The sequence below is a fragment of the Kitasatospora sp. CM 4170 genome, from assembly GCF_032110285.1.
Lineage (GTDB): Bacteria > Actinomycetota > Actinomycetes > Streptomycetales > Streptomycetaceae > Kitasatospora > Kitasatospora aburaviensis.
Map to the genome: position 1 here is coordinate 4,441,479 of NZ_CP134877.1, position 25,755 is coordinate 4,467,233.

A 25,755-nucleotide genomic window follows, 5' to 3' on the forward strand; every position below is an offset into this window, starting at 1 on the left:
CTCCCGGCATCCGGCGCGGTCCCTGGTTACCCTCGCGGGAGGGCACCTGAGCGGTGCCGGCCCTCGGAGACGGACGGAGACGGAGCGTGGCACGCACCCCCGGCCAGGAGGCGGCCCGGCGCGACCCCGACTGGGAGGGCGTACGGCTGCACGTGGTCAGCGGCAAGGGCGGCACCGGGAAGACCACCCTGGCCGCGGCACTGGCACTGGCGCTGGCCGCCGAGGGCCGGCGGACCCTGTTGATCGAGGTGGAGGGCCGCCAGGGCATCGCCGAGCTGTTCGGGATCTCCGCACTGCCGTACGAGGAGCGCAGGATCGCCTCGGTCTCGCGCGCCCAGCTGGGGCTGCCCGGCGCCGCCTCCGGGAGCGAGGCCGCCGGCGGCGAGGTGTTCGCGCTGGCCATCGACACCGAGCAGGCGCTGCTCGAGTACCTGGAGATGTTCTACAAGCTCGGCCGGGCCGGCAAGGCGCTGCAGAAGGTCGGTTTCGTCGACTTCGCCACCACCATCGCACCCGGCGTCCGGGACGTCCTGCTCACCGGCAAGGCCTGCGAGGCCGCCCGGCGCAAGGGCCCTGACGGGCGGCGGGCGTACGACGCCGTCGTGATGGACGCGCCGCCGACCGGTCGGCTCACCCGCTTCCTGAACGTGAACTCCGAGGTGGCCGGGCTCGCCCGGATCGGCCCGATACATACGCAGGCGCAGGCCGTGATGCGGGTGCTGAAGTCTCCGGAGACCGCGGTGCACCTGGTCACCCTGCTGGAGGAGATGCCGGTGCAGGAGACCGTCGACGGCTTCGCCGAGCTGCGCGAGGCCGCGCTCCCGGTGGGCGGGGTCATGGTGAACATGGTCCGGCCCCCGGTCCTGGACGCGGCGGCGGTGGCGGCGGTCGACGGCGACCACCGCGAGCAGGTCGCGCTGGCCCTCGGCGAGGCGGGCCTGGGCGGGCGCTCGCGCAAGGCGGAGACCGTCCGGGCGGCGGTGGACCCGCTGATCGACCCGCTGCTGGACCAGGCCCGGGAGCACGCGGAGCGGGTGGAGCTGGAGCGCGAGCAGCGGACCGACCTGCAGCAGCTGAAGCTCCCCACGTACGAACTTCCGCTGCTGGGTGAGGGCGTGGACCTCGGCGGGCTGTACCGGCTGGCGGGCGAGCTGAAGCGTCAGGGGGCGGCGTGAGCGACCACGGGGAGAGCGGCGGCCGGGCGGCCGGCAGCCGGAAGAGCAGTGGCCACGGGAGCGGTGGCCGGGAGAACGGCGGTCAGGGGAGCAGTGGCCGGGTGAACGGCGTGCGGAGCACGGGGAGCCGGCTCGCGGTGGACGAGCTGATCGACGACCCGAAGACCAGGATCATCGTCTGCTGCGGTTCGGGAGGCGTCGGCAAGACCACCACCGCCGCGGCTCTCGGGCTGCGCGCCGCCGAGCGCGGCCGCAAGGTCGTCGTGCTGACCATCGACCCGGCCCGCCGGCTGGCGCAGTCGATGGGGCTGTCCGAGCTGGACAACACCCCGCGGGTGGTCAAGGGCGTGACCGGCGAGGGCGAGCTCCAGGCCATGATGCTCGACATGAAGCGGACCTTCGACGAGGTCGTGCTGGCCCACGCCGAGCCCGAGCGGGCCCGGGCGATCATGGAGAACCCGTTCTACCAGTCGCTGTCGGCCGGTTTCGCGGGCACCCAGGAGTACATGGCGATGGAGAAGCTCGGCCAGCTCCGTGCGGCCGAGGAGTGGGACCTCATCATCGTCGACACCCCGCCGTCGCGCTCCGCGCTGGACTTCCTGGACGCGCCCAACCGGCTCGGGTCCTTCCTGGACGGCAAGGTGATCCGGATCCTGACCGCTCCGGCCAAGGTCGGCGGGCGCAGCGCGATGAAGTTCCTCAACGTCGGGATGGGCCTGTTCACCGGCACCCTGGGCAAGATCTTCGGCGCCCAGCTGCTGACCGACGTGCAGACCTTCGTCAGCGCGATGGACTCGATGTTCGGCGGCTTCCGCGAGCGCGCCGACCGGACGTACCAGCTGTTGAAGGCGCCGGGCACGGCGTTCCTGGTGGTGGCCGCGCCCGAGCGGGACGCGCTGCGCGAGGCGGCGTACTTCGTCGACCGGCTGGCGGCCGACCGCATGCCGCTGGCCGGGCTGGTGCTCAACCGGGTGCACGGGACGGGCGCCCCCCAGCTCACCGCGGAGCGCGCGCTGGCGGCGGCCGAGGCCCTGGAGGAGAACGGCTCGGAGAACTCCTCCCCCGAGGCCGAGCTGCTCGCCGCCGGGCTGTTGCGGCTGCACGCTGAGCGGATGCAGATCATGGCGCGGGAGCGCCGTACCCGTGACCGCTTCGTCTCCGTCTACCCGGACGTGCCGATCGTCGAGGTCGCCGCACTGCCCGGGGACGTCCACGACCTGGACGGGCTGCGGGCCATCGGCGAGCGGCTCAGCGGCGGCGCTTCGTAGCGGCGGTGCTTCGCAGCGGTGGCGCTTCGCAGCGGTGGCGCTTCGTAGCGGTGGCGCCGCATCGTGACGCCCTGTCGGGCGTCGCGCAGCCGTAGCGGTCCGGCCCGTGGCGGCCCGTAGTGGCCCGTGGCGGCTCAGCCGGCCTGGGCGTAGTCCGTCAGTATCACGCCGGTCGCGAGGGACTCCTCGTACTCGGTGCGGGCCGTCTCCAGGAGCCGCCGCCACGAGATCACCGTCGGCCGGCGGCGCAGCAGCGCCCGGCGCTCGCGCTCCGTCATCCCGCCCCAGACCCCGAACTCCACCCGGTTGTCCAGCGCATCCGCCAGGCACTCCGTACGGACGGGGCACCCGCTGCACACCGCCTTGGCGCGGTTCTGCGCCGCCCCCTGGACGAAAAGTTCGTCCGGATCACTAGTGCGGCAGGCGGCCTGCGCACTCCAGTCGTCAACCCAGCCCATGCCGGCGCCGTCCTCTCCCGAATCGAGGCTCCCCCACGGCGGCAACGGCATATTCACCGTTGCCAGTTGAGGACGTTACGGAAGAACGACAGCTTGCAACAGCCCCTTCGGGCTCAATCTCGAATGGTCCGATTGGACTATGGGTATCGGTCAGCTCACTCGTTGGAGTGATCGCAGGTCGCAAGCCTTGCCAAGAATGCCGAGGACACTCTCGTCACGCGCGCCGTCACGGAGCGCCACCAAAACCGGCCGCACCACGGGTGCCAGACGCCTCAAAAGCGCTTCAGAAAGGGACAATTCGGGCAAAGCTCATCACTCACAAGAGTGAGCGATGCTGACGTACCGAAGCTGTCGCAAGCTTGTGACAAGCCTAGGCGAACACCTGCTCCGCCGGAGGGGATTCGGCAACGTAGGGTTCTCCCCATGGCACCGAAGCGCCCCCAGGCACCCCAGCCCCCAGGCAACACCGGAGCTCCGCGCGGCCGGCGCCGCGAGTCACCGCTGGACTTGGCGGGTCACGGAGTGAAGTTCCTGGGCGTCAGCGTGCTCTCCGGAGTCCTGCTGGCCGGCATGGCCCTGCCCGCGGTCGGCGCGCTCGGCCTGACCGCCAAGAACACCGCGGAGAGCTTCGACAGCATCTCCGACGACTTCAAGACCCCGCCGCTCACCCAGGCCACCCAGATCTTCGACAGCAAGAACCAGCTGATCGCCAAGGTCTACGAGCGCGACCGCACCGTCCTCGCGGCCGACCAGATGTCGCCCTACATGCGCAAGGCGCAGGTGGACATCGAGGACGCCCGCTTCTACGAGCACGGCGCCGTCGACCTCAAGGGCGTGCTCCGCGCGATCGGCAAGAACGCCGAGAGCGGCACCGCCTCGCAGGGTGCCTCGACGCTGACCCAGCAGTACGTGAAGAACGTCAACGTCGAGAAGGCCGGCGACGACCAGGCGGCCGTCCTGGAGGCCCAGCGCAAGACCCTGGGCCGCAAGATCCAGGAGCTGAAGGTCGCGATCAAGCTGGAGGAGGATCTGACCAAGGACCAGATCCTCACCAACTACCTGAACATCACCTTCTACGGCCACCAGGCCTACGGGGTCGAGTCCGCGTCCCAGCGCTACTTCAGCAAGTCCAACAAGGACCTCACCATCGCCGAGGCCGCCACCCTCGCCGGCCTGGTGCAGAACCCCTCCCAGTACGACCCGGTGCGCTACCCGGAGAACACGGTCAAGCGCCGCAACGTGGTGCTCGACAAGATGCTCGAGAACAAGCACATCACCGTGGAGGAGGCGAACGCGGCGAAGGCCGCCCCGCTGGGCCTGAAGTACAAGGACCCGCAGAACGGCTGCATCACCGCCAACGCCGGCATGGGCTTCTTCTGCGACTACGTGCGCCACGTGGTCAAGCAGGACCCGATCTTCGGCAAGACCGCCGCCGAGCGGAAGAAGTTCTGGGACCAGGGCGGCCTGAACATCTACACCACCCTGGACCCGGACAAGCAGGCCGCCGCGCAGAACGCGGTGACCAGCAAGGTGAAGGTCACCGACCCGGTCTCGGCCGCCGCGACCATGATGGAGCCCGGCAGCGGCAAGATCCTGGCGATGGCCCAGACCCGCCCGTACGGCCTGGACCCGAACAAGAACCAGACCGTCGTCAACCTCAGCGTCGACGCGGCGATGGGCGGCGGCAACGGCTTCCAGACCGGTTCGACGTTCAAGCCGGTCCTGGCCGCGGCCGCGCTGGAGTCGGGGATGTCCCCGACCCAGGCGTTCCCGTCCGAGAACCGGATCGACTACCCCACGATGTCCACCTGCTCGGGCACCTGGAAGAACACCGCCAAGGGCAAGGACCGCAGCGTCGGCAACGAGTCGAGCAGCGAGGTCGGCCCGTACGAGCTGAAGCAGGCCATGGCCCTGTCGGTCAACACCTACTTCGTGCAGATGGAACAGCAGGTCGGCCTCTGCGCGATGAAGCAGATGGCCAACAAGCTCGGCATCAACCAGACCGCCAAGGGCGACCCCTTCGTCGAGGTCCCGTCGATGGTCCTCGGCACCCTGGAGCTCTCCCCGCTGACCATGGCGAACGTCTACGCGACCTTCGCCGCCCGGGGCAAGTACTGCACCCCGATCGCCATCAACAAGATCAGCACGGTGGACGGCAAGGACGTCAAGGTCCCGCAGTCCGCCTGCAGCCAGGCCTACTCCGAGAGCACCGCCGACGCGCTCAACGCCGTCCTGCTCAACGTGACCGAGAAGGGCACCGGTGCCTCCCTCGGACTGGAGGGCGGCCGCCAGATCGCCGGCAAGACCGGTACCACCGACGAGAAGAAGGCCGCCTGGTTCAGCGGCTACACCCCGCAGCTGGCCACCTCGGTCTGGCTCGGCGGTCCGGCCGGCGGCGTGAAGATGAAGAACATCAAGATCGGCGACACCTTCTACGGCAGCGACGGCGTCTTCGGCGCCACCGGCCCGGGCCCGATCTGGCAGATGGCGATGAACCAGGCCCTGCGCGGCGCCCCGATGCAGACGCTGCCGACGATCAGCATCCCGGACCCGGCCCCCAAGGTGGACCCGAACGCGACGCCGTCGGGCGCGGCCACGCCGCCGCCGAACGGCGACGCGGCGGGTGGCAACCCGGGTGGGAACCCCGGCGGCAACCCGGGCGGCAACCCGGGCGGGGGCGGGAACCCCGGCGGCATGATCGGCGGCGGGTTCACCCTCCCGCCGGGGGTCATCGGCGGCGGGGGCGGCAACGGGAACGGCAACGGCGGCCGGCACTGACCCGGCCGACGGCCTCGGCCGGCTGACGGCACGCGAGAGGGGCGCCCTCCGAGCGATCGGCTCGGGGGGCGCCCCTCTGTCGTGGTCCTTCACCGCTGCCGGCGGCCGGTCGGCGGGCCTGCCGGGCGGCGTCAGCGTGGGCGTCGGCGTGGGTGTCGGCAGGACGGCGTCAGCCGGAGAGCGCGGCCTTCACGGCGGCGGCGACCCGGCCGCCCTCGGCCAGCCCGTCCACCTTCGGCTTCACCAGCTTCATCACGGCGCCCATGGCCTGCGGGCCGGTCGCGCCGCTCGCGGCGACGGCGGCGGCCACGATGGCCGCCAGCTCCTCGTCGGAGAGCTGCTTGGGCAGGTACTCCGCCAGCACCTCGCCCTCGGCCCGCTCACGGGCCGCCTGGTCGGTACGGCCGGCGTTGTCGAACGCGGCGGCGGCCTCCCGGCGCTTCTTCGCCTCGCGGGCGAGCACCTTCAGGACCTCGTCGTCCGACAGCTCCCGCTTCTCCGTACCCGCCACCTCCTCGCTGGTGACGGCGGCGAGCGTGAGCCGGATGGTGGACGAGCGCAGCTCGTCCCGGTTCCTGATGGCAGCCGTGAGGTCCTCCTGCAGCTGCTCCTTGAGCGTCGTCATGGCCCCGAGTCTCCCACCTGCGGCGTTCGGCCGCCCACCATTAACGCCGGGGCCGCCGTTCCGCGACCCGGCCGCCCCGGCCGGTTCCCGCCCGCGGCCTTCCCCCACAGCGCGTAACTCCTTATGGTGGTTACATGACTGAGGAGTGGACGCCCGGGCTGGTCCTGCACTCCCCCGGGGGCACGCGGTACCACTTCGACCCCGGGGCGCTCTGCCTGGAACTGCTCACCACCGGCGGGCCCGGCGCGTACGCCCGGTACGAGGTGCTGCACCGCCCCGAGGACCTCGTGCAGTGGCTGGGGGAGTCCCGGCTGCGGCTGCCGGCCGACGCGGTCGCCGTCAGCACCGGTCAGCTGGCCGCCGCGCGGACGCTGCGGGACGCGCTGTGGCGGCTCGCCGCCGCGCGGGCGCACGGCAGGCCGGGCTCGGCGGCGGACCACGCCGTGCTCAACGAAGCCGCCGCCCGGCCACCGCTGGTCCCGCAGATCGCCCCGGACGGCACGGCGGCGCGGCCGCTGCCGGCCGACGGTTCCCAGCTCGTCTCGACCGTCGCGCGCGACGCCATCGCGCTGCTCACCGGCCCGCACGCGGACCGGGTCCGGGAGTGCGGAGCAGCGGACTGCCACCTGGTCTTCGTCGACACCTCGCGGCCCGGGCGGCGGCGCTGGTGCTCGATGGAGCACTGCGGCAACCGGCACAAGGTCCGGGCACTGCGGGCCCGGCGCGACCAGACCGAGGAGTGATCCGGATGGCAGGGGAACGACCGACGGCAGGGCCGGCGGAGGGCACCTCGGCGGGTACTGCGGAGGGAGCCGGCGCGGGCGTCGCGGACGGCGCCGGCGAGCGGCCCGTCGGGCTCACCAGGGACGCCGGCTTCCAGATCGGCGTCTCCCGCACGCTGCCCCACCCGCCGGAGGCCGTCTGGTCCCTGCTGACCTCGCCCGAAGGCGCCGCGCTCTGGCTCGGCCCGGGCGCCCGCCTCACCGACCGGGTCGGCGGCCGGCTCACCGCGGCCGACGGCTCCGGCGGCGAACTGCGCAGCCTCCACGCTGGCTCCCGGATCCGCCTCACCTGGCAGCCGGCCGGCCGGTCCGGCTCCACCACCGTGCAGGTGACCGTCACGCCGAGCGGTTCCGGCACCGTGCTCCGGTTCCACCAGGAGCGGCTGGCCGACCCGGAGGAACGCTCCCGGCAGCGGGAGCACTGGCGCGCGGTGATTGACGCCGTGGCCGCCGAGCTCGCCCCGCGCTGAGGGCGGCCCCGCGCTGAGGGCGGCCCCCGGACCGAGGACCGCCCTCGGCGGACCGGGCGGCTCCGCGGGGAGCGACCCGCGGTGGCACCCCCGCCGGCGCGTCCGGCCGGTGCGTCCGGCCGGTGCGTCCGGCCGGGGGTTACCGGGGTGCGGTGGCGTGTCCGGGCACGCCCACCAGGCGTTCACCAGCTGATCCGCCGTCTGAGAGCATGGAGCGATGCGACCGCTGTACTCCGTCCCCCTCGGAATCGCCGCCACCGGCGCCGCCTGCCTCGCCTACTCCGTCGGGTACGAGGTCCGTGCCTTCCGGCTCCGCCGGGTCGAGGTCCCCGTCCTGCCCCGGGGCGCCCGCCCCCTCCGGGTGCTGCAGGTCTCCGACATCCACATGGTCAGCGGACAGGGCAAGAAGCAGCGCTGGCTGCAGAGCCTCGCCGGGCTCCGCCCCGACCTGGTGGTGAACACCGGCGACAACCTCTCCGACCCGCTCGGCGTCCCCGCCACCCTGGACGCGCTCGGGCCGCTGATGGACTTCCCCGGCGTGTACGTCTTCGGTTCGAACGACTACTACGGCCCGGCCCGCAAGAACCCGGCCCGCTACCTGCAGGCGATGCGCACCGGCGTCCACGGCATGAACAACCCCGACGGCAGCGCGCGGCGCGGCATCACCGGCGCCGTGCACAACCCGTGGGAGAAGCTGCGCGACGGCTTCGACGCGGCCGGCTGGCTCGACCTCACCAACACCCGGGGCCGGCTGAACCTCAACGGCCTCGACATCGAGTTCACCGGCCTGGACGACCCGCACATCCGCCGCGACCGCTACAGCGAGGTCGCCGGGGGCCCGTCCGCCGACGCCGACCTCTCGCTCGCCGTCGTGCACGCGCCGTACCTGCGCGTCCTGGACGCCTTCACCGCCGACCGCTACCCGCTGATCCTCGCCGGGCACACCCACGGCGGCCAGCTCTGCGTCCCCTTCTACGGCGCCCTGGTCACCAACTGCGACCTCGACGCCAAGCGGGTGAAGGGCCTCTCCACCCACCAGGCCGGCGGCCGCCGCTCCTACCTCCACGTCTCGGCCGGCTGCGGCACCAACCGCTACACCCCGATCCGCTTCGCCTGCCCGCCGGAGGCCACCCTCCTCACCCTCACCCCCACCCGCTGACCTGCGACGGACGCCCGCCGGGAATCGGATTTCGTCTCTCGGCGAGCGTCCGGTAGAGTTCTACTCGTCGCGAAGGAGACGGAGCGGCAAACAGAAAGACCGGGGTGTGGCGCAGCTTGGTAGCGCGCTTCGTTCGGGACGAAGAGGCCGTGGGTTCAAATCCCGCCACCCCGACCCAGTAAGACCAGCTCAGGGCCGGTCTCCCGCAAGGGAGACCGGCCCTGACTGGCTTTCCGGAGGCTCCCGGGAGAAATCTGGGAGAAACCCGCCGGGAAACCGGTCTCTCCCGGGCTACCCCTGAGGAGTCCTCAGCAGGGCATCGAGAACCGCCACGGGCGACCCGGGCGACATCCGCCGGCGAGCTTCGAGTGACGTGAGCCACATCCTGGTCAGTCCCTCCATGAGCTCCCCGCGCATCTCCGGCGTGATGTGGGAGTAGCGGGCCTGCACCGAGCCGTCCTCGTGCCCCATCCGCTCGTCCTTGAGCTTCTCCGGCGTCCGCAGCGCGTCCATCATCGTCTTGTGGGAGTGCCGCAGGCCGTGCGGGGTGAGGCCCGGCTGGATCGGCAGCCAGCACGCCTCAGCCCGGCCGGCGGCGCCGCGGCCGCGGGCCGGGATACCTGGCCACGGCTCGGCCAGCACCGGCACCGGGTGGGCCTCCTCCGGCGCCTTCTTCGGGTACCAGCCGGTGGTGGCCGGGTGGAACAGCCAGGTGCCGAACCCGTTCCTCCGCCAGTGCGCCGCGTTCTCCGCCGACGGCCAGTACCGGATGTAGCCAAGGTCGGCGATGGCCTTCTCCACCCGGTCCCGGGTGTCGGGGGCCACGACGTGCGGACGGTTCAGGACGTTGGAGACGGTGCCCGTCGACACGCCGGCGGCACGGGCCACGTCCACCAGCTTCGCACCGGGGCGGCGGGCGGCCCCGTTCGCGGCGCCGTGTCCGCTGAAGAGGTACCGCAGGCCGTGGCACTCGCACGGCTTCGCGCTGGCGCGGGCCACCTGCCCGGCGAGCATGCCGGAGAGGAAGTCCGGGCTGTCGATCGTCCGGTAGGAGTCGTCCTTGGGCGGGCAACGGTGCATCTCGCCGGAGTCCAGCTCGTAGAGCTGCCACTCGACGCGCACCGCCGCAGGCCGGACGAAGCCTGCCTCCAACCCGACGATCTCGCCCCAGATCAAGGCGGGCAAGGTTCTGCGAGTCGCACATGACCTTCGCGGCCATGCCTAGGAGGTAGGTGTTCCACAGCTCCCCCGCCGACTCGACCAGGCCTCGAGCAGTGCGCAGTCCCACAAACGTTTCGAGCGACGCACGCTCCCGCAGCGTCTCGACCAACATCTGCGCGGCCGCTGGCGGCAGGAACCGGGCGGCGCTGAAGTCGGCCGCCCACGCGGTCACCGCGTTGCGCCGGTTGATCAGCGTGTCGTCGAGGTCCATAAGAACGAGCCTGCCCATGCCACCGACCCCACTCGGAGCCGGCGAAGGTATCGCATGGACCAGTGGGCCGCGCCCTTCTGATGAAAGGACGCGGCCCAGCCGAGAATCGGCCACCACTCGTTTTCGATCCCCACCCGAATCGCACCTAAGCGGCTTTACACGCCTTCTCCGGAGTCGCCGGCTGAACGTAGAACGAACCGAGGATATGCCCGGGAATCTGACGCATTCCCGGCCATCCCTCCCTTTTCCCGTTCTCGTTCTGCCAGGCAATCTGCTGGTCGTCGAAGGTCCGCTTCGTGTCGATTGGAGTGACGGCGATGAAGTATGTGTACTTCAGGGTCTTCTGCCAGTCCGGCACCTCAACATTCAGGGTCCAGGAATTGGCCCCTTTCCCGAAGTCGATAACTTTCGAATAGTAGTACCCGCCGGTTCCGAAGTGGCCATCGGTCGTACAGGTTCCCGCATCAGGCTGCCGGATTAGACTGACTTCCGCATCCGCAGGAAGAGTGCCGAAGAGAGTCTCCTGCAGACTGTAGGAGTTCCTGATCGGAGCGCCGTCATTGACGTTCACGTCACACACCGTAATTCTCGACTGTGCGGCATTCTCGCCAGGCAGGACGGCCACGTATCCCCGCTGCCGGTCGGCAGGGTTGGTGTGCGAGTGGCCGCAACTCAGGTCGCGAACCTTGGGAGGGAACGGCGTCAGCGAGGACACTCCCACGGATATCGCGACAATCCCAGCGATGCCACCTCCAATAACCTTCGGAGAGCTCGCAAAGTCAAAGAATCCCCATAGCGCAATGCCGAACGCGGTCGTCGCCCCAAAGGCAGTGGTGGTGCGCCACCACACCTCTCCTCCGGTCACATAGAGATACACGAACCACGCCAGGAATATTGCGCCCGCCACAGCGCTGCCGATCGCGATGGACTTGCTGACCGCCTGAGACATATTCCCCCCAACTCTCGACGCCTTCCGCTTTGCGTCGACAATAGTAGCCAAGGCCGGTCCGGCTGTGAACCAGATTTGAGCTCAGTCGAAGCTCAAACAGCCGGACCATGATGCCCATCTCTCCCATGATCCGAACTGGCGCCCGCTATTAGCCATACCTCGAAGGATCGCAACTTAAGCATCAGGCGATCAAAGATCTGAAGGCGAGAGTGCCGATGAATGAGGTGCACCTGCCGCATATCAATGTCGAGGCCGAAGGGGCACATGACAAAAGGACGCTGCACGCCAGTTATCGCCTGGACCGCGGCGTCGATCAGGAGCATGGCCGGCGCGGACGCTGTCGCAAGGCCGACCTTTGACCAAGGATGATCTTGCCGAGGGGCGGCCTCGGTTCGAACCCGTCAGGGGCGCAGGCCTCCGTGGTCGGGCGCGAGCGATCCTGCATGTGGCTACCGCACCCGGGAGAACCTCGGGAGAAGATCGCGGAGCCAAGGCCACTTCGACTCGTTCGAGACCTCTGCACTCCAATGCTCCGACCTGCGCGAATGGCAGTCAATGTCGATCGGGCGCCGGCTCGGACCTCGCTCGGGACGAAGAGGCCGTGGGTTCAAATCCCGCCACCCCGACCCAATGCAGAGGCCCTGCCGGAGAGATCCGGCAGGGCCTCTGGCGTTTCCGCGGACGGGAAGTGCGGTGCACGGCCTCGGAGGTGAGGGGACGTCGAGGTGTGACGCGAAACACGCCGGCTCCGGCGTTCGGCCGGGGTGACGTCGCACCAGGTGCCGTGGCGCCCGCCGCCCCGTCCGAGACGGTCGGTGACGCGACCGCCGGCGGATGCCCGGCCGTTCGGGTGGTCCGCGCCTCCGGCGGGCCGCCGGGGCGCTCCGGGAGGGCGCGCGGAGCCCGGCCCGACCCGCCGTGCGGCCGGACCGGCGCCGGTCAGAGCAGCGCCGGCAGGTCGACCCGGGAGGCCACGCCGAGCTTCGGGTAGGCCTTGTAGAGGTGGTGCCCCACCGTCCGGGGGCTGAGGAAGAGCTGGGCGGCGATGTCCCGGTTGGTGAGGCCCTGGGCGGCGAGCCGGACGATCTGGAGCTCCTGCGGGGTCAGCGCGGTGAGCGGGCCCGCGGGGGCGTCGGCCGGGGCGGGCGCGCTGGTCCCGGTGGCGGTGAGCTCGGTGCGTGCGCGGTCCGCCCAGGGGTGGGCGCCGGCGGCCTCGAAGGCCTCCAGGGCGGCGCGCAGGTGCGGCCGGGCGTCGGTCCGCCGGCGTTCGCGCCGCAGCCACTCGCCGTAGAGCAGTGCGGTGCGGGCCTGTTCGAACGGCCGGTGGGTGCCGTCGTGGAGGTCGAGGGCGGCCCGGTAGGCGGACTCGGCGAGCTCGTCCGGGCCGAGCAGTGCCTCGCAGCGCAGCCGCAGCGCCTCGGCCCAGGGCAGCCCCGTGGCGCGGGCCCAGCGGGCGAACCGCTCGTACGGTTCGGCGGCGCGCTCCGGGTCGCCCAGGCGGACCGTGGCCTCGACCAGGTCGGGGACGACCCGGGTGCCGCTGACGTGGTGCCGGTAGGGGCCGGTGGCGAGGGCGTGCAGGCGGTCGGCGGCGTCGCCGGCCCGGCCCCGGCCGAGGTCGAGCAGGCCGAGCGCCCACTGCGTCCAGGGCTCCCCGGGTGCGGGTGCCGCGGTACCGGCGGCCGCGCCGGTGAGGGCGGTCGCCGTCCGGGCGGTCGCGGCGAGGGCGGTGCTCTGCGCGTCGTCGCCGCCGAGCGCGGCCAGACAGGCGAGCAGCGCGCTGAGCTGACTGACCCACTGGTGCTGCCCGGTGTCCCGGGCGAGGGCGAGCGCCCCGGTGGCGGTGACCTCGGCGTCGCGGTGCCGGCCGTGGAACAGCTCCGCCTCCGCGAGGAAGAACTGCAGCGTGGGCAGGACGCCGACGGCGCCCTTGGCCCGGGCCTCGGCGACGAGCTCGGCGGCGAGCTCGGCGGTTTCGGCGTCCCGCCCGAGGATCAGCGTCGCACCGCAGAGCTGGACCAGGTCCACTGGGCTTTCGGCGCCCGCCCGGCGGGCCGCCGCCGCGGTGTCCCGGACGGCCGGCAGCGGCCCGGCCGGGCGGCCCAGGGCCGGCAGCACGGCGGCCGGCAGGTGCCGGGCCAGCGGGGTGAGCGGATCGTCCTCGGCGAGCGGGAGCCCGGCGAGCCGGTCGAGGACGGCGACCACCGGCTCCTCCCCCGCGTACCAGGCGGCGTGGAAGGCCTGGAGCAGCATCCGGGCGGCGTGCGCCGGCTCGATGCCGGTCGCCGCCGCGTCCAGCAGCAGGCGGTAGGCGGTGGGGTAGGAGCCGCGCCAGAAGTGCGCGGTGGCCCGGACCTGGTCGAGCAAGGCGTGCACGAAGACGCTGTCGGTCCGGGCGCCGGCCCGCTCCGCGAGCTCCTCGGCCTGCGCCAGCTTGCCCTCCTCGGTGGCGGCTTCGGCGGCGAGGACGAGTCGGCGGGTGGCGCCGTCGCGGTCCGGGGTGAGCCGGGCGGCGCGCTCGTACGCCGCCGCGGCGCCGCCGTGGCCGCCGCGGGCCTCGGCGCGGACGGCGGCGCGCTCCAGCGCGTCGGCGAGCCCGGCGTCGGGTGCGGTGGCGGCGAGGGCGAGGTGCCAGGTGCGGCGGTCGCCGTCCTCCAGCGCCTCGCCGATCGCCCGATGGACGGCCAACCGCTGCTGCAGTGGCGCCCGTTGCAGCACGGCGGCGCGCAGCAGCGGGTGACGGAAGGCGATCCGGCGGTCCGCGCCGACGGCGACCAGACCGGCCTCCTCGGCGGGTGCGAGGTGTTCGGCGGTCGCACCGAGCGCCGCGGCGGCGGCCAGCACGACGTCGAGCTCGCCGTTCTCCTCGGCGGCGGCGACCAGCAGCAGGCTCTGGGTGGCGGGCGGCAGGCCGGTCACCTGGCCGTGGAAGGCGAGCTGCAGCCGACTGGTGAGCGGCAGAACGCCGGGCGCCAGCGCGGGGCCCGCCGGGCCCGAATCGGCGACGGCGGCGGGCAGTTCGGTGAGCGCCAGCGGGTTCCCGGCCGCCTCGGCGATCAGCCGGCGGCGGACCTCGCCGCTCATCCCCGAGCCGGCGCGGGCGGCCAGCAGCCGGGCCGCGTCCGGCTCGGCGAGCCCGGTCAGCCGCAGCTCGGGCAGGCCGGCGAGCGGCAGCCCGTCGGCCCCGGCCGCGCCTGCCGGCGCCGGCAGGCCGCTCCCGGACGGGCCGGCGCCCGGCGAACCGCCCGTGCCGGCGCCCGGAGCCGCCGGGCCGGCGTCCCGCACGGCGAGCAGCAGGGCCACCCCCTCCGCCTGGAGGCGGCGGGCGGCGAGCACCAGCGCGTCCAGCGAGGAGCGGTCCAGCCACTGCACGTCGTCCACCACGCACAACAGCGGCCGATCAGCGGCGAGTTCGGCCAACAGCCCGAGCGTGGCGAGCCCGGCGAGCAGTCGGTCGCCGGGCGTCGCCGCACCGGCCGGCGCCTCGGCGAGCCCGAACGCCCCGGCCAGGGAGCGCTGTTGCGGGCCCGGCAGCGCGGAGAGCCGGTCCAGCCCCGGCGCGAGCAGCAGACTGAGTCCGGCGAAGGGCAGTTCGGCCTCATACTCGACGCCGGTCGCCCGGATCACCCGGAACCCGCCGCCGGCCGCCGCCACCGCGTGCTCCAGCAGCGCGGTCTTGCCGATCCCGGGTTCGCCGCGCACCACCAGCACCCCGCTGCGGCCGCTCCGCGCGCCGTCCAACAGCGCTTCGACGACGGCCTGTTCGCGTTCCCGCCCGTACAGCATCGCCGGCGTCCCCGGCATCCCCCGTGTCCCCCGCATCCCCGGCATCCCCCCGCGTCCTCCGGTCCCTCCCGCGCCGGCGGCCACCGACGCCCCGGCGGCACCACCCGCGTCCCACCGGCGACCCTACCCGCGGCCCACCGGCGCCGTACCGGTTCGACCTACGTACCCCCTACCCATACGTGACGGATTCGGCCGCCGCGCGCCGTCCGTACCTTCATGAGCAGCGGGAACGACCCGCCGAACGGACCACCCGCACAAGGGAGAAGACGATGACCGAGATCCGGACGACCGACCTGCAGCAGCTCGCCGAGCGCTACCTCGCCGCCTGGAACGAGACCGACCCGGCCGCCCGCCGCAAGCTGATCGACGAGGTCTGGGCGGAGGACTGCCGCTACACCGACCCGCTGGCCGCGGTCACCGGCCGGGAGGGCGTGGACGCGCTGATCGGCGCGGCCCAGGCGCAGTTCCCGGGCCTGGTGTTCACCCTCGGCCCGGTGGACGCCCACCACGACATCGCCCGGTTCACCTGGGACCTCGGGCCGGCCGGCGGGGAGGCCCTGGTGGTCGGGTTCGACGTGCTGGTGGCCGACCCGGAGGGCCGCATCACCGCCGTCCACGGCTTCCTGGACCGCGTGCCGGGCGCCTGAGCCACCGAGCGCGCACAGCGTGCAGGGGCGGGCCGCACACCGCGCCCGCCCCTCCGAACCCCCTTGAGGAGAAGCCGAGATGAGCACCGACCTGCGCCCCGCGCCGGCCACCGCCGGCACCCCCGCACCAGCCGAACCGGTCGAGCGCGTCACGCACGGCGAGGCCGTCGGGTCCGTCGGATCCGCTCCCCGGGGGCTGCTGCCGGTGGTCCTGACCGCCACCTTCATGACCTCCCTGGACGTCTTCGTGGTCAACGTCGCCGTCCCCTCCCTCCAGACCGGCCTCGGGGCCGGACCGGCCGCCGTGCAGTGGGTGATCGCCGGCTTCGGCCTGGCGCTGGCCGTCGGCCTGATCACCGCCGGGCGGCTCGGCGACCGCTACGGCCGGCGCCGGGTGTTCGCCCTCGGTCTGGCCCTGTTCACGCTCGCCTCGGCCGGCTGCGGGCTGGCCCCGACGGCGGCCGCCCTGGTCGGCGCACGGGTCGTCCAGGGGCTGGCGGCGGCGCTGATGGGACCGCAGGTGCTGGCCATCCTGCGGACGGCGTTCAGCGGTGCCGCGCAGGCCCGGGCATTCGCGATGTACGGGCTGACGATGGGCGTCGGCGCGGTGTTCGGCCAGCTCATCGGCGGTGTGCTGATCCGCGCCGACCTCTTCGGGCTGGACTGGCGCAGCTGCTTCCTGATCAACCTCCCGGTCGGCCTGGCCGCGCTCGCCCTGGTCCGCCGCTGCCTGCCCGAGTCCCGCGCCCCGCACCGGCCCGGCCTGGACCCGGTGGGCGTGCTGCTGGTCACCGCCGCGCTGACCGGCCTGGTGCTGCCGCTGATCCAGGGCCGGGAGCTGGGCTGGCCGCTCTGGACCAGGCTCTGTGCGGCCGGTTCGGCCGTGCTGCTCGCCGTCCTCGCCGTGCACCAGCACCGGACCCGCGCCACCGGCTCGCCGCTGGTCGACACCCGGCTGTTCCGGTCCCGCGCGTTCACCGCCGGGCTCTTCGCCCAACTCGCCTTCTGGCTCGGCCAGGCGTCCTTCTTCCTGGTCCTGGCGCTGTACCTGCAGCCGGGCCGCGGGCTGGACGCGCTCGGCGCCGGCCTGGTCTTCACCGCGATCGGCGCCGGCTACCTGCTGACCTCCACCACCGCGCACCGCGTCGCCGCCCGGCTCGGCCGCCAGACCGTCGCGCTCGGTGGCCTGCTGATGGCGGCCGGACTGGGCCTGCTCTGCCTCGCCGGGTACGCCGGCGGCACGACCGGCAGCGTCTGGTGGCTGGCGCCCGGCCTGTTCGTGGACGGCCTCGGCATGGGCCTGGTGATCGCCCCGGTGACTTCGGTGGTGCTGGCCGCGGTCGAGCCCGAGCTGGTCGGCTCGGCGGCGGGCGTGGTGGCCACCGTCCAGCAGGTCGGCGGGGCGCTCGGGATCGCGCTGATCGGCATCCTCCACTACGGCACCGGCGATCCGGTCGCGGCCTTCGGGCACAGCGTCGCGGCGCTGGTCGGGCTGGAGCTGCTGCTGGTGGGCCTGGTGCAGCTGCTGCCCCGGGCGGACCGGCCGACCGGCTGACCGGCCGGCCCAGCGGCCGACGGGCCCAGGGGCCCAGGGGCCGACGGGCCGACGGGCCCGACGGACGGGCTGACCGGCGCGTCTGCGCAGACCGGACCGGCAGGTGGACGGAGACCGCACGGGCGGGTGGGCCGACGGGGCCCACCCGCCCGTTCCGTTCGGTCACCCCGATCGGGTTGGATGGGTGGATGAGCGAGGAGAAGAGCGCCGTACCGGCGTGGGAGCAGCGGTTCAGGGCGGCACGGGTTTCCCTGCCGGACTGGGCGGACGACGCCCCCGACCGGGCGCTGTACGTGTCCAACGCGACCGGCACCTACGAGGTGTACGCCTGGGACCGCGCCACCGACACCCACCGCCGGGTCACCGGCCGCCCGAACGGCACCACCGACGCCGAGCTGACCCCGGACGGCGCCTGGGTCTGGTGGTTCGACGACAACGACGGCGACGAGTTCGGCATCTGGCGCCGCCAGCCCTTCGCGGGCCGGCCGGAGGGCGCCGAAGGCCCGGACGAGGAGGCCGTCCCCGGGCTGGCCGCCTCCTACTCGGCGGGCCTGGCACTCGGCCGGGACGGCACCGTGGTGGTCGGCCGCTCCACCGACGAGCACGGCACCACCCTGCACCTGCGCCGCCCCGGTGCGGCCGAGGCCGTGGAGATCTACCGGCACGAGGAGTACGGCGGGGTCGGCGACCTCAGCCACGACAGCACGCTGCTGGCGATCGACCACACCGAGCACGGCGACGCGATGCACTCGGCGATCCGGGTCGTCCGGCTCTCCGACGGCGCGACCGTCGCCGAGCTCGACGAGGTCACCGGCCGGGACGAGCCGCGCGGGGTCGCCTGCCTCGGCTTCGCCCCGGTCGAGGGCGACACCCGGCTGCTGGTGGCTCACCAGCGCACCGGCCGCTGGGAGCCGATGATCTGGGACGTCGCCACCGGCGCGGAGACCGCGCTGCCGCTCCGCGACGAGCAGGGCCGCGAGCTGCCCGGCGACGTCTCCGCGCAGTGGCGGCCGGGGGCGGCCGCGCTGCTCGTCGAGCACGAGTACGAGGCGCGCAGCGAGCTGTTCTCGTACGCGCTGGACACGGGCGTGCTCACCCGGCTGGACACCCCGCGCGGCACCGTCGGCGGTGCGACCCCCCGCCCGGACGGCACGGTGGAGTTCCTCTGGTCCTCCGCCGCCGAGCCGTCCGCGGTCCGCTCCACGGCCGGCGCGGTGGTGCTGCGCGCCCCCGGCGCCGTCCCGCCCCGTTCGGTGCCGGTCGAGGACGTCTGGGTGGACGGCCCCGGCGGCCGGGTGCACGCGCTGGTGCAGCGGCCGGCCGGCGCCGCGGAGGGCGACGGCCCGTTCCCGACCGTCTTCGAGATCCACGGCGGCCCGACCCACCACGACAGCGACGCCTTCGCCGCCGGCCCGGCCGCCTGGCTGGACCACGGCTTCGCGGTGGTCCGGGTCAACTACCGCGGCTCCACCGGCTACGGCCAGGCCTGGACGGACGCCCTGCGCGAGCGGGTCGGCCTGATCGAGCTGGAGGACATCGGCGCGGTCCGCGACTGGGCGGTGGCGAGCGGCCTCGCCGACCCCGGGCGGCTGGTGCTCTCCGGCGGCTCCTGGGGCGGCTACCTGACCCTGCTCGGCCTCGGCGTGCAGCCGGAGAGCTGGTCGCTGGGGGTCGCCGCCGTCCCGGTCGCGGACTACCTGACCGCGTACGACGACGAGATGGAGGCGCTGAAGTCGCTCGACCGCACGCTCTTCGGCGGCACGCCCGAGGAGGTGCCCGAGCGCTGGACGGCCTCCTCCCCGCTGACCTACGTCGAGCAGGTGCGGGTGCCGGTCTACATCAGCGCCGGGGTGAACGACCCGCGCTGCCCGATCCGGCAGATCGAGAACTACGTCGAGCGGCTGGAGCAGCTGGGGAAGCCGCACGAGGTCTACCGGTACGACGCCGGGCACGGCTCGCTGGTGGTGGAGGAGCGGATCAAGCAGCTGCGGCTGGAGATCGACTTCGTCCGTCGGCACCTCGGAGCGGGCGTCGTCGGCGAGAATCGGGTCGACGGGACCGCGGGGGCCCCGGGTGCCGCAGTGGCCTCGGGGGTTGCGGGGAGAGACGGGGGGACCGGGTGAGACGACTGCTGGCGGTCGTGGGGGCGGGGGTGGCCGGGGCGTTGGTGCTGACCGGCTGTTCGGGCCAGGACGACGACGAGGCGGCCTGCCCGCCGCCGGCGGCGCCGTCCGCGCAGCCGACGGCACAGCCGACCGCGACGGCATCGCGGTCGGCTTCGCCCGGTGCTTCGGCCGGTGCATCGGGCGGGGCTTCGGCCGGGGCTTCGGCTCCGGCGAAGGCCTCACCCGCCGCATCGGCGGGCGCGACGCGCGTCGGTGCCGCGGGTGTCGGGACGGCGGCGTCGGTGGGCGGGCTCGCGGTACGGGCGGCCTTCGTCACGGCGGGGACCGGTGAGGGTGAGGGCGGGATCGTCCTGCTCGCCAAGTCCGGCTCGAAGAGCAGCTCGAAGGGCTCGAAGGGCTCCAAGAGCGGCCGCAAGGTGCGCCACCACACCGACCACGACTCGGACGACGACGACTACAGCGGGAGCAACAACAGCAGCGGGCGGCGGTGCGACGACCCGCCGCCGTCCGGCCCGCCGGTCACGGCGACGCCCTCGCCCACGCCGTCCGCGTCGTCACCCTCTCCGTCGGCTTCCAGGTCGGCCTCCGCCCCGGCACCGGGTGCGCCGGCCAGGTCACCGTCGGCCCCGACGCCCGCGGCACCGCCGAAGTCGCCCGCCGGCGCGGGCACGCCCTAGGTTCGGACGGGCCCGAGGCGGGGCGGCTACTCCAGGACCGGGTCCAGTCCGAGGGCCCGGTCCTGCTCGGCCTCCGCCTCGCGGCGCGCCAGGCGGAACCACATGAAGACGACGAAGCCGCCGAAGACGAACCACTCCAGGGTGTACCCGAGGTTCTGGAACGCCCGCAGGCTCAGGCCGTTGCCGCCCTGCGGCTGCACGGTCGGCACCGCGGTGAGCCCGGCCGGCACGGTGTCCGCGGCGACCCAGCCGTCGTACCAGCCGTCGTAGGAGAGCTTGTTGACCAGCGCGGCCTGGTTGATCGTGCCGAGCTGCCCCGCCGGGAGCCCGCCGGCCACCGCACCGCCGCTGCCGCTGGTCTCGCCCGCCTGGAGCCGCCCGGTCACCGTCACCTCGCCGGCGGGCGCCGCGGCGGCGGACGCCTCGGCGGCCGGTGTCCCCGGCGCCCAGCCCCGGACGACGGCGACGGTCCGACCGTCGTCCGTCCGCAGCGGGGTGAGCACGTAGTAGCCCTGCTTGCCGTCGAGCACCCGGTTGGGGACGACCAGCTGGTGCTCCTGGTCGAAGGTGCCGGAGACCGTCACGGCCCGGCCGACGGTGTCCGTGGTGACCTGCGGGCTGCCCTCGCCGAGCAGCTCGCCGAGCGGCCTGGCCGCTCCGGCCGCGGTCACCGACCTGCTGATCTCCTGGTGCGAGGAGACCTTGTCCTCGAACCGGCCGAGCTGCCAGGAGCCGAGCCAGACGCACACCGCCACGGCCGCCACGGCCAGCGCGGTGCCGCCCAGCCAGCGCGGGGTGAGGAGGAACCGGTACACACCCCCCACGGTAACCACTCCTCACACCGCTCCCGACCACAGGGGGTGGGCAGCGGCACGGGACGTCGGCCGGCCCGACATCCCGTGGGCGAACCGGAACGCCGAGACGGTCGGGGCCGTCCGCGCGGCCGGCCCGCAGCGCGCGGGTCCGGCCGGCACTCCGCGGGCCCGGCCGTCCGCGCGGGCCCGGCCGCCCGCCCGCCGGGAATCGGCCCGGCCTCCGGGAGTGGGCCGTCCGCCGGAAGTCGGCCCGCCCGACTTCCGGCGCGTGGGCTCAGCCGCCCGAGGGGGATGCCGACGGCGTCGCCGCGGCCGGGGGCGGGAGGGGCTGCGGGCCGGTGCGGTAGACCGTGCCGGCGCAGGCTCCGAGGAGGGTCGCCGTGGCCGCGGACGGGCTGCCGGGGGCCGGGGTGTGCGCGATGGTGACGGCGGAGGGCGGCGCGCTCGGCGCACCGGTCGCGGTCGCCGTCGGGCTCGGGGCCGTGGTGGGACCGGCCGTCGGCGAGGCGGAGCCCGCGCCGCCCGCGGTGGGCCCGGCCGACGGTCCCCCCGCCGGGGCCATGGCGGCCGGACCGCTGCCCAGCGTGCCGGACCGCACACTCGACGACGTGCCCGCGCCTCCCGCGCCTCCCGCCATGCCCGGGTTGCCCGCCACCGGCCGGCCGGCCGCGCCCGGCGTCGCACTGGGCGAGGAGCCGGCCGACGCCGGGCAGCCGGCGCTGTCCGGCACCCAGCCGAAGTCCACCCGGTACCCGGCCCGGGACACGAGGAGCAGGCCCTGGCCGTCCACGGCCGCGCCGCCGCCGTCGCCCGCGGCGGAGGTCGGGCCCGGCGCGGGCAGTCCGGTCGCCGGGTCCCCGGCCACGTGGTCGGTCACCCTGATCCGGGCGGGGTCGGTGCCGGCGGTCTCGGTGACCGTGACCGAGCCCGGCCCGCCCAACCGGCAGGGCCGACCGGAGACGTTGACGACCATGAAGTACCCGTAGATCCGTCCGGCACCGTCGGCCGCGCCGACCTGCGAGGCCCCGCGCCCGAGGTCTCCGCGGGTGCAGAGCGGCACCAGGGGGCCGTCGTCGCTGCCGGCGCTGGGCGATGCGACCGGCGCGGTCGCGCCCGAGACGGCGTTGGTAGGGCTCGCCCAGGGGCTGGGCGATGCGCTCGCCGAACCGGACGGGGCGCCGCCGGTGGCGGTCCCGCTCACCCCTGAGTGCGGGGTGGGGCCGTGGCCCCCGACCGTGCCGGGTCCGGCGCCGTCGTCGTCGTGGTCCGCGGCCGTCCCGCCGCGCGCGGTGGGCGAGCCGGGCCCGCCGGAGAGCCCCAGATGGTCGGGGTCGTGCAGGGCGGGCAGGGCGATCGCCAGCGCGAGGGCCAGCGCGGCGGCGCCGGTCAGGGCCCCGCGCCGGGCGACCCGCCGCCGCGGTACCGCGGTCCGGATCCGCTGCAGACCGGAGGGGTCGGGCTCGATCTCGGCGACGGCGCGTTGCATCAGCTCCCGGAGCGCCCGCTCCTCCGTCCCCGGGCCACCGGGTTGCCCGGTCGGCCCGGCCGGCCCGGCCGGCCCCCCGGGTGCCCTGTCCGGCCCCCCGGGTGCCCCGCCCGGCCCCCCGGCGTCCGCGCGCTCGGCGTCGCCGCCGGCCCGCCTCGGACCGATCCGATCGTCAGCCATGCCCGGCCTCCATCTGGACCCGGAGTGCGGCGAGCCCGCGCGAGCCGTACGCCTTCACCGAGCCGAGCGAGATCCCCAGGGTCTCCGCGACCTGCGCCTCCGTCATGTCCACGAAGTAACGCAGCACCAGAACCTCCCGCTGACGGCGTTGCAGACCCCGCAGCGCGGCCTTCAACTGGTCACGCTCCAGGGCATCGTAGGCCCCTTCTTCTGCACTGGCCATGTCAGGCATCGGCTTCGGCAGCAGCCGCAGCCCGAGGATCCGGCGGCGCAGGGTGGAGCGGGACAGGTTGACCACGGTCTGCCGGAGGTAGGCGAGCGTCTTCTCGGGCTCGCGCACCCGGCGCCGGGCCGCGTGGACCCGGATGAACGCCTCCTGGACCACGTCCTCGCAGGTCGACAGGTCGTCGAGGAGCAGCGCCGCGAGCCGCAGCAGGGAGCGGTAGTGGGCCTGGTAGGTCTCGGTGAGCAGATCCTCGCTGGCGCCGGCGCTGGTGTCGGCGCCGGGATCCGCCGCGCCGGGTGCGACCGCGGTCATCTGGCTGTCTTCCGGCCTATCCGAGGGCCGATGGGCGCGCGGCGGGAAGGTCACCGCGGCAAATGCCGAGATGCCCGCCCCAACCCCCACCATCACGTTCGCCACGCCCGTTGGACACTCGATCCCCTGTCATGGTTGCCCAGCCCGCGGGACATTCTCCCGCATGGGCCGAAGCGCCCTCCAGGGGATTGGGACGGAATCCACAACTACCCGGTCCGAGTCGGCGTCACCACCCCCCGGGCCAGGTCCTCACCGTCTCTCGACCGGGTCCTCACGACCCCTCAGCCGGAGAGCTCGCCCGCCACCAGCTCGGCGATCTGGAGGGCGTTGAGCGCCGCCCCCTTGCGCAGGTTGTCGCCGCAGAGGAAGAGGTCCAGCGCGGTCGGGTCGTCCAGCGCCCGGCGGACCCGTCCGACCCAGACCGGGTCCGTCCCCACCACGTCGTTCGGCGTCGGGAACTCCCCCGCCGCCGGGTCGTCGTAGAGCACCACGCCGGGGGCGTCCCGGAGGATCTCCTGGGCGTGCTCCTGCGTCACCTCGCGCTCGAAGACCGCGTGCACGGCCAGCGCGTGGGTGCGCACGACGGGGATGCGCACGCAGGTCGCGGAGACCCGCAGCGCCGGCAGGCCGAGGATCTTGCGCGACTCGTTGCGGATCTTGAGTTCCTCGGACGACCAGCCGCCGTCCATCAGCGAGCCGGTCCACGGCACCGCGTTGAACGCGAGCGGGGCGGCGAACGGGCCGTTGTCGGCGATCACCGCGCGGAGGTCGCCGGTCTGCTCGCCGACCTCGGTGCCGGCGACCAGCGCGGTCTGCTCGCGCAGCGCGTCCACGCCGGACCGGCCCTCGCCGGAGGCCGCCTGATAGGAGGCGACGACCAGTTCGCTGAGCCCGTACTCGGCGTGCAGGGCGCCGATCGCCGCGATCATCGCGAGCGTGGCGCAGTTGGGGCCGGCCACGATCCCGCGCGGGCGCAGCCGGGCCGAGGCCGCGTTGACCTCGGGGACGACCAGCGGGACGTCCTCGTCCATCCGGAAGGCGGCGGAGTTGTCCACCACCACGACGCCCTTGGCCGCCGCGATCGGTACCCACTGGGCCGCGACCTCGTCGGGCACGTCGAAGAGCGCGACGTCGACCCCGTCGAAGGCGTCCTCGTCGAGGGCGAGCACCTCGACGGGCTCCCCGCGCACGACCAGCTTGCGGCCGGCCGAGCGCGGGGAGGCGACGAGGCGCACCTCGCCCCAGATGTCCTGGCGGAGGGAGAGCAGGCCGAGCAGCACCTCGCCGACCGCGCCGGTGGCGCCGACGACGGCGAGGTTCGGCCGCCGGGTCATCGCCCGGTGCCCCCGTAGACGACCGCCTCGTCCGACTCGCTGTCCAGGCCGAAGGCCGTGTGGACGGCGCGGACGGCCTCCGGCACGTCCTCGGCGCGGGTGACGACCGAGATGCGGATCTCCGAGGTGGAGATCAGCTCGATGTTGACGCCGGCCTCGGAGAGCGCCTCGAAGAAGGTCGCGGTGACGCCCGGGTTGGAGCGCATGCCCGCGCCGACCAGCGAGATCTTGCCGATCGCGTCGTCGTAGCGCAGCGACTCGTAGCCGATGCCCTCCTTGACCCGGCCGAGCGCGTCGATGGCCTTCTGGCCCTCGGTCTTCGGCAGGGTGAAGGAGATGTCGGTGAGCCCGGTCGACGCGGCGGAGACGTTCTGCACCACCATGTCGATGTTGACCTCGGCGTCGGCGATGGCGCGGAAGATCCGCGCCGCCTCGCCCGGCTTGTCGGGCACGCCGACGACCGTCACCTTGGCCTCGGACGTGTCGTGGGCGACTCCGGAGATGATGGCCTGCTCCATCTCGCCCCCTTCGGGCTGGTTCGGGTTGTCGTTGCTGACGATCGTCCCGGGAAGGCCCGAGAAGGACGAGCGTACGTGAATCGGGATGTTGTAGCGCCGCGCGTACTCCACGCAGCGGTCGAGCAGCACCTTGGAACCGGACGAGGCCAGCTCCAGCATGTCCTCGTAAGCGATCCAGTCGATCTTGCGAGCCTTCTTCACCACGCGCGGGTCGGCGGTGAAGACGCCGTCCACGTCGGTGTAGATCTCGCAGACCTCGGCCTTGAGGGCCGCGGCGAGGGCGACGGCGGTGGTGTCCGAGCCGCCGCGGCCGAGCGTGGTGATGTCCTTGCTGGACTGCGAGACACCCTGGAAGCCGGCCACGATCGCGATGTTGCCCTCGTCCAGGGCGGTGCGGATGCGGCCCGGCGTCACGTCGATGATGCGCGCCTTGTTGTGGACCGAGTCGGTGATGACACCGGCCTGGCTGCCCGTGAAGGACTGGGCCTCGTGACCCAGGGATTTGATCGCCATGGCCAGCAGGGCCATGGAGATGCGCTCTCCAGCGGTCAGCAGCATGTCGAACTCACGGCCGGCAGGGAGCGGGGACACCTGCTCCGCGAGTTCGATGAGCTCGTCCGTCGTGTCGCCCATCGCGGACACCACGACGACGACCTCATGGCCGGCCTTCTTGGCGTCAACGATTCGACGGGCCACGCGCTTGATGCCCTCGGCATCCGCAACGGATGAGCCGCCGTACTTCTGCACGACAAGGCCCACGTGCGCTCCTCGACTTGTGTCGTTTCCGGGGGCCCGGAGCCCCCGGCACCCCCGGGTGGCGGGGGCTGTGCGGTCGGCGCCAGTCTACCGAGCAGGGGTGGCCCGGCCGCTGCTTTCCATATGATGAGACGCACGTTTCAGCAGGTGGGCGCCGGTGTGGCGGGCCCACCGGCAGGTCTGCGGGCGCCTCGCCGCCCTTCCGAAGAATCGGCGGACGAACGGACGGCGGCCCCCGGGT

General features: G+C 73.7%; 20 protein-coding genes, 1 tRNA gene and 1 pseudogene. 11 read left to right on the top strand and 11 right to left on the bottom strand.

Translation table 11 applies throughout. The annotated features are described in order from the left end of the window. Nucleotides 1–86: 86 nt before the first annotated feature. Together RMN57_RS18750 and RMN57_RS18755 are read left to right on the top strand one after the other, a co-directional pair. Nucleotides 87–1,175, top strand: a complete 1,089-nt coding sequence (locus tag RMN57_RS18750; RefSeq protein WP_313764506.1) for an ArsA-related P-loop ATPase — start codon at nt 87–89, stop codon at nt 1,173–1,175. A 101-nt stretch (nt 1,176–1,276) separates the two neighbouring features. Continuing rightward, nucleotides 1,277–2,443 (top strand): ArsA family ATPase, encoded by a 1,167-nt coding sequence (locus RMN57_RS18755; protein ID WP_313767879.1) that lies wholly within the window; start codon nt 1,277–1,279, stop codon nt 2,441–2,443. 134 nt (nt 2,444–2,577) lie between these two features. On the opposite strand, the gene RMN57_RS18760 is transcribed toward RMN57_RS18755, so the two are convergent. Further along, the gene (locus RMN57_RS18760; RefSeq protein WP_030240986.1) at nt 2,578–2,901 is read right to left on the bottom strand and encodes a WhiB family transcriptional regulator; all 324 of its coding nucleotides are present in this window, start codon (nt 2,899–2,901) and stop codon (nt 2,578–2,580) included. A 423-nt stretch (nt 2,902–3,324) separates the two neighbouring features. Between RMN57_RS18760 and RMN57_RS18765 the strand changes: the two genes are divergently transcribed. Beyond that, complete coding sequence (locus RMN57_RS18765) at nt 3,325–5,679, top strand: transglycosylase domain-containing protein (protein WP_313764507.1); 2,355 nt, start codon at nt 3,325–3,327, stop codon at nt 5,677–5,679. Nucleotides 5,680–5,848: 169 nt separating this feature from the next. Here RMN57_RS18765 and RMN57_RS18770 read toward each other — a convergent pair whose 3' ends face one another. Then, nucleotides 5,849–6,304 carry a GatB/YqeY domain-containing protein gene (locus RMN57_RS18770; protein WP_313764508.1) on the bottom strand — a complete coding sequence of 152 codons (456 nt, stop codon included), beginning with the start codon at nt 6,302–6,304 and terminating at the stop codon, nt 5,849–5,851. 134 nt (nt 6,305–6,438) lie between these two features. Here RMN57_RS18770 and RMN57_RS18775 point away from each other — a divergent pair, with 134 nt between their 5' ends. From RMN57_RS18775 to RMN57_RS18790, 4 genes are all read left to right on the top strand, one after another. Next, complete coding sequence (locus RMN57_RS18775; RefSeq protein ID WP_313764509.1) at nt 6,439–7,047, top strand: CGNR zinc finger domain-containing protein; 609 nt, start codon at nt 6,439–6,441, stop codon at nt 7,045–7,047. Between the two features lie 5 nt (nt 7,048–7,052). Next, nucleotides 7,053–7,556 carry an SRPBCC domain-containing protein gene (locus RMN57_RS18780; protein ID WP_313764510.1) on the top strand — a complete coding sequence of 168 codons (504 nt, stop codon included), beginning with the start codon at nt 7,053–7,055 and terminating at the stop codon, nt 7,554–7,556. 217 nt (nt 7,557–7,773) lie between these two features. Beyond that, nucleotides 7,774–8,715: a metallophosphoesterase gene (locus tag RMN57_RS18785; protein WP_313764511.1), complete on the top strand. Its 942-nt coding sequence runs from the start codon at nt 7,774–7,776 to the stop codon at nt 8,713–8,715. A gap of 100 nt (nt 8,716–8,815) precedes the next feature. Next, a tRNA-Pro gene (locus RMN57_RS18790) sits at nt 8,816–8,889 on the top strand. A 117-nt stretch (nt 8,890–9,006) separates the two neighbouring features. Here RMN57_RS18790 and RMN57_RS18795 read toward each other — a convergent pair. Together RMN57_RS18795 and RMN57_RS18800 are read right to left on the bottom strand one after the other, a co-directional pair. Beyond that, nucleotides 9,007–9,885 (bottom strand): annotated as a pseudogene (locus RMN57_RS18795) (LacI family DNA-binding transcriptional regulator); the annotation flags it as partial. A 407-nt stretch (nt 9,886–10,292) separates the two neighbouring features. Then, nucleotides 10,293–11,096 carry a hypothetical protein gene (locus RMN57_RS18800; protein WP_313764512.1) on the bottom strand — a complete coding sequence of 268 codons (804 nt, stop codon included), beginning with the start codon at nt 11,094–11,096 and terminating at the stop codon, nt 10,293–10,295. 215 nt (nt 11,097–11,311) lie between these two features. On the opposite strand from RMN57_RS18800, the gene RMN57_RS18805 reads away from it, so the two are divergent. Next, on the top strand, nt 11,312–11,455 hold the full coding sequence (locus RMN57_RS18805) for a hypothetical protein (RefSeq protein WP_313764513.1): 144 nt from the start codon (nt 11,312–11,314) through the stop codon (nt 11,453–11,455). Between the two features lie 580 nt (nt 11,456–12,035). Here RMN57_RS18805 and RMN57_RS18810 read toward each other — a convergent pair. Then, nucleotides 12,036–14,900: an AAA family ATPase gene (locus tag RMN57_RS18810; protein ID WP_313764514.1), complete on the bottom strand. Its 2,865-nt coding sequence runs from the start codon at nt 14,898–14,900 to the stop codon at nt 12,036–12,038. Nucleotides 14,901–15,151: 251 nt separating this feature from the next. On the opposite strand from RMN57_RS18810, the gene RMN57_RS18815 reads away from it, so the two are divergent. The 3 genes from RMN57_RS18815 to RMN57_RS18825 all read left to right on the top strand — a co-directional run bounded on the left by RMN57_RS18815 (nt 15,152) and on the right by RMN57_RS18825 (nt 19,207). Beyond that, nucleotides 15,152–15,529, top strand: a complete 378-nt coding sequence (locus tag RMN57_RS18815) for a nuclear transport factor 2 family protein (protein ID WP_313764515.1) — start codon at nt 15,152–15,154, stop codon at nt 15,527–15,529. A gap of 79 nt (nt 15,530–15,608) precedes the next feature. After that, on the top strand, nt 15,609–17,084 hold the full coding sequence (locus RMN57_RS18820; RefSeq protein ID WP_313764516.1) for an MFS transporter: 1,476 nt from the start codon (nt 15,609–15,611) through the stop codon (nt 17,082–17,084). Between the two features lie 188 nt (nt 17,085–17,272). Continuing rightward, the gene (locus RMN57_RS18825; protein WP_313764517.1) at nt 17,273–19,207 is read left to right on the top strand and encodes a prolyl oligopeptidase family serine peptidase; all 1,935 of its coding nucleotides are present in this window, start codon (nt 17,273–17,275) and stop codon (nt 19,205–19,207) included. A gap of 457 nt (nt 19,208–19,664) precedes the next feature. Here the strand turns inward: RMN57_RS18825 and RMN57_RS18830 are convergent, their stop codons facing one another. The 6 genes from RMN57_RS18830 to RMN57_RS18855 form a co-directional block, all read right to left on the bottom strand. Beyond that, nucleotides 19,665–19,880 carry a hypothetical protein gene (locus RMN57_RS18830; protein ID WP_313764518.1) on the bottom strand — a complete coding sequence of 72 codons (216 nt, stop codon included), beginning with the start codon at nt 19,878–19,880 and terminating at the stop codon, nt 19,665–19,667. A 33-nt stretch (nt 19,881–19,913) separates the two neighbouring features. Further along, nucleotides 19,914–20,702, bottom strand: coding sequence for an SURF1 family protein (locus RMN57_RS18835; protein ID WP_313764519.1), 789 nt, complete (start codon nt 20,700–20,702; stop codon nt 19,914–19,916). 274 nt (nt 20,703–20,976) lie between these two features. Continuing rightward, nucleotides 20,977–22,188 carry a hypothetical protein gene (locus RMN57_RS18840; protein ID WP_313764520.1) on the bottom strand — a complete coding sequence of 404 codons (1,212 nt, stop codon included), beginning with the start codon at nt 22,186–22,188 and terminating at the stop codon, nt 20,977–20,979. 172 nt (nt 22,189–22,360) lie between these two features. After that, nucleotides 22,361–22,906, bottom strand: a complete 546-nt coding sequence (locus tag RMN57_RS18845; RefSeq protein ID WP_313764521.1) for a SigE family RNA polymerase sigma factor — start codon at nt 22,904–22,906, stop codon at nt 22,361–22,363. Nucleotides 22,907–23,187: 281 nt separating this feature from the next. After that, on the bottom strand, nt 23,188–24,240 hold the full coding sequence (locus RMN57_RS18850; protein WP_313764522.1) for an aspartate-semialdehyde dehydrogenase: 1,053 nt from the start codon (nt 24,238–24,240) through the stop codon (nt 23,188–23,190). Then, the gene (locus tag RMN57_RS18855) at nt 24,237–25,517 is read right to left on the bottom strand and encodes an aspartate kinase (RefSeq protein ID WP_238860084.1); all 1,281 of its coding nucleotides are present in this window, start codon (nt 25,515–25,517) and stop codon (nt 24,237–24,239) included. The genes RMN57_RS18850 and RMN57_RS18855 overlap by 4 nt, the downstream gene beginning before the upstream one ends. Between the last annotated feature and the right edge of the window lie 238 nt (nt 25,518–25,755).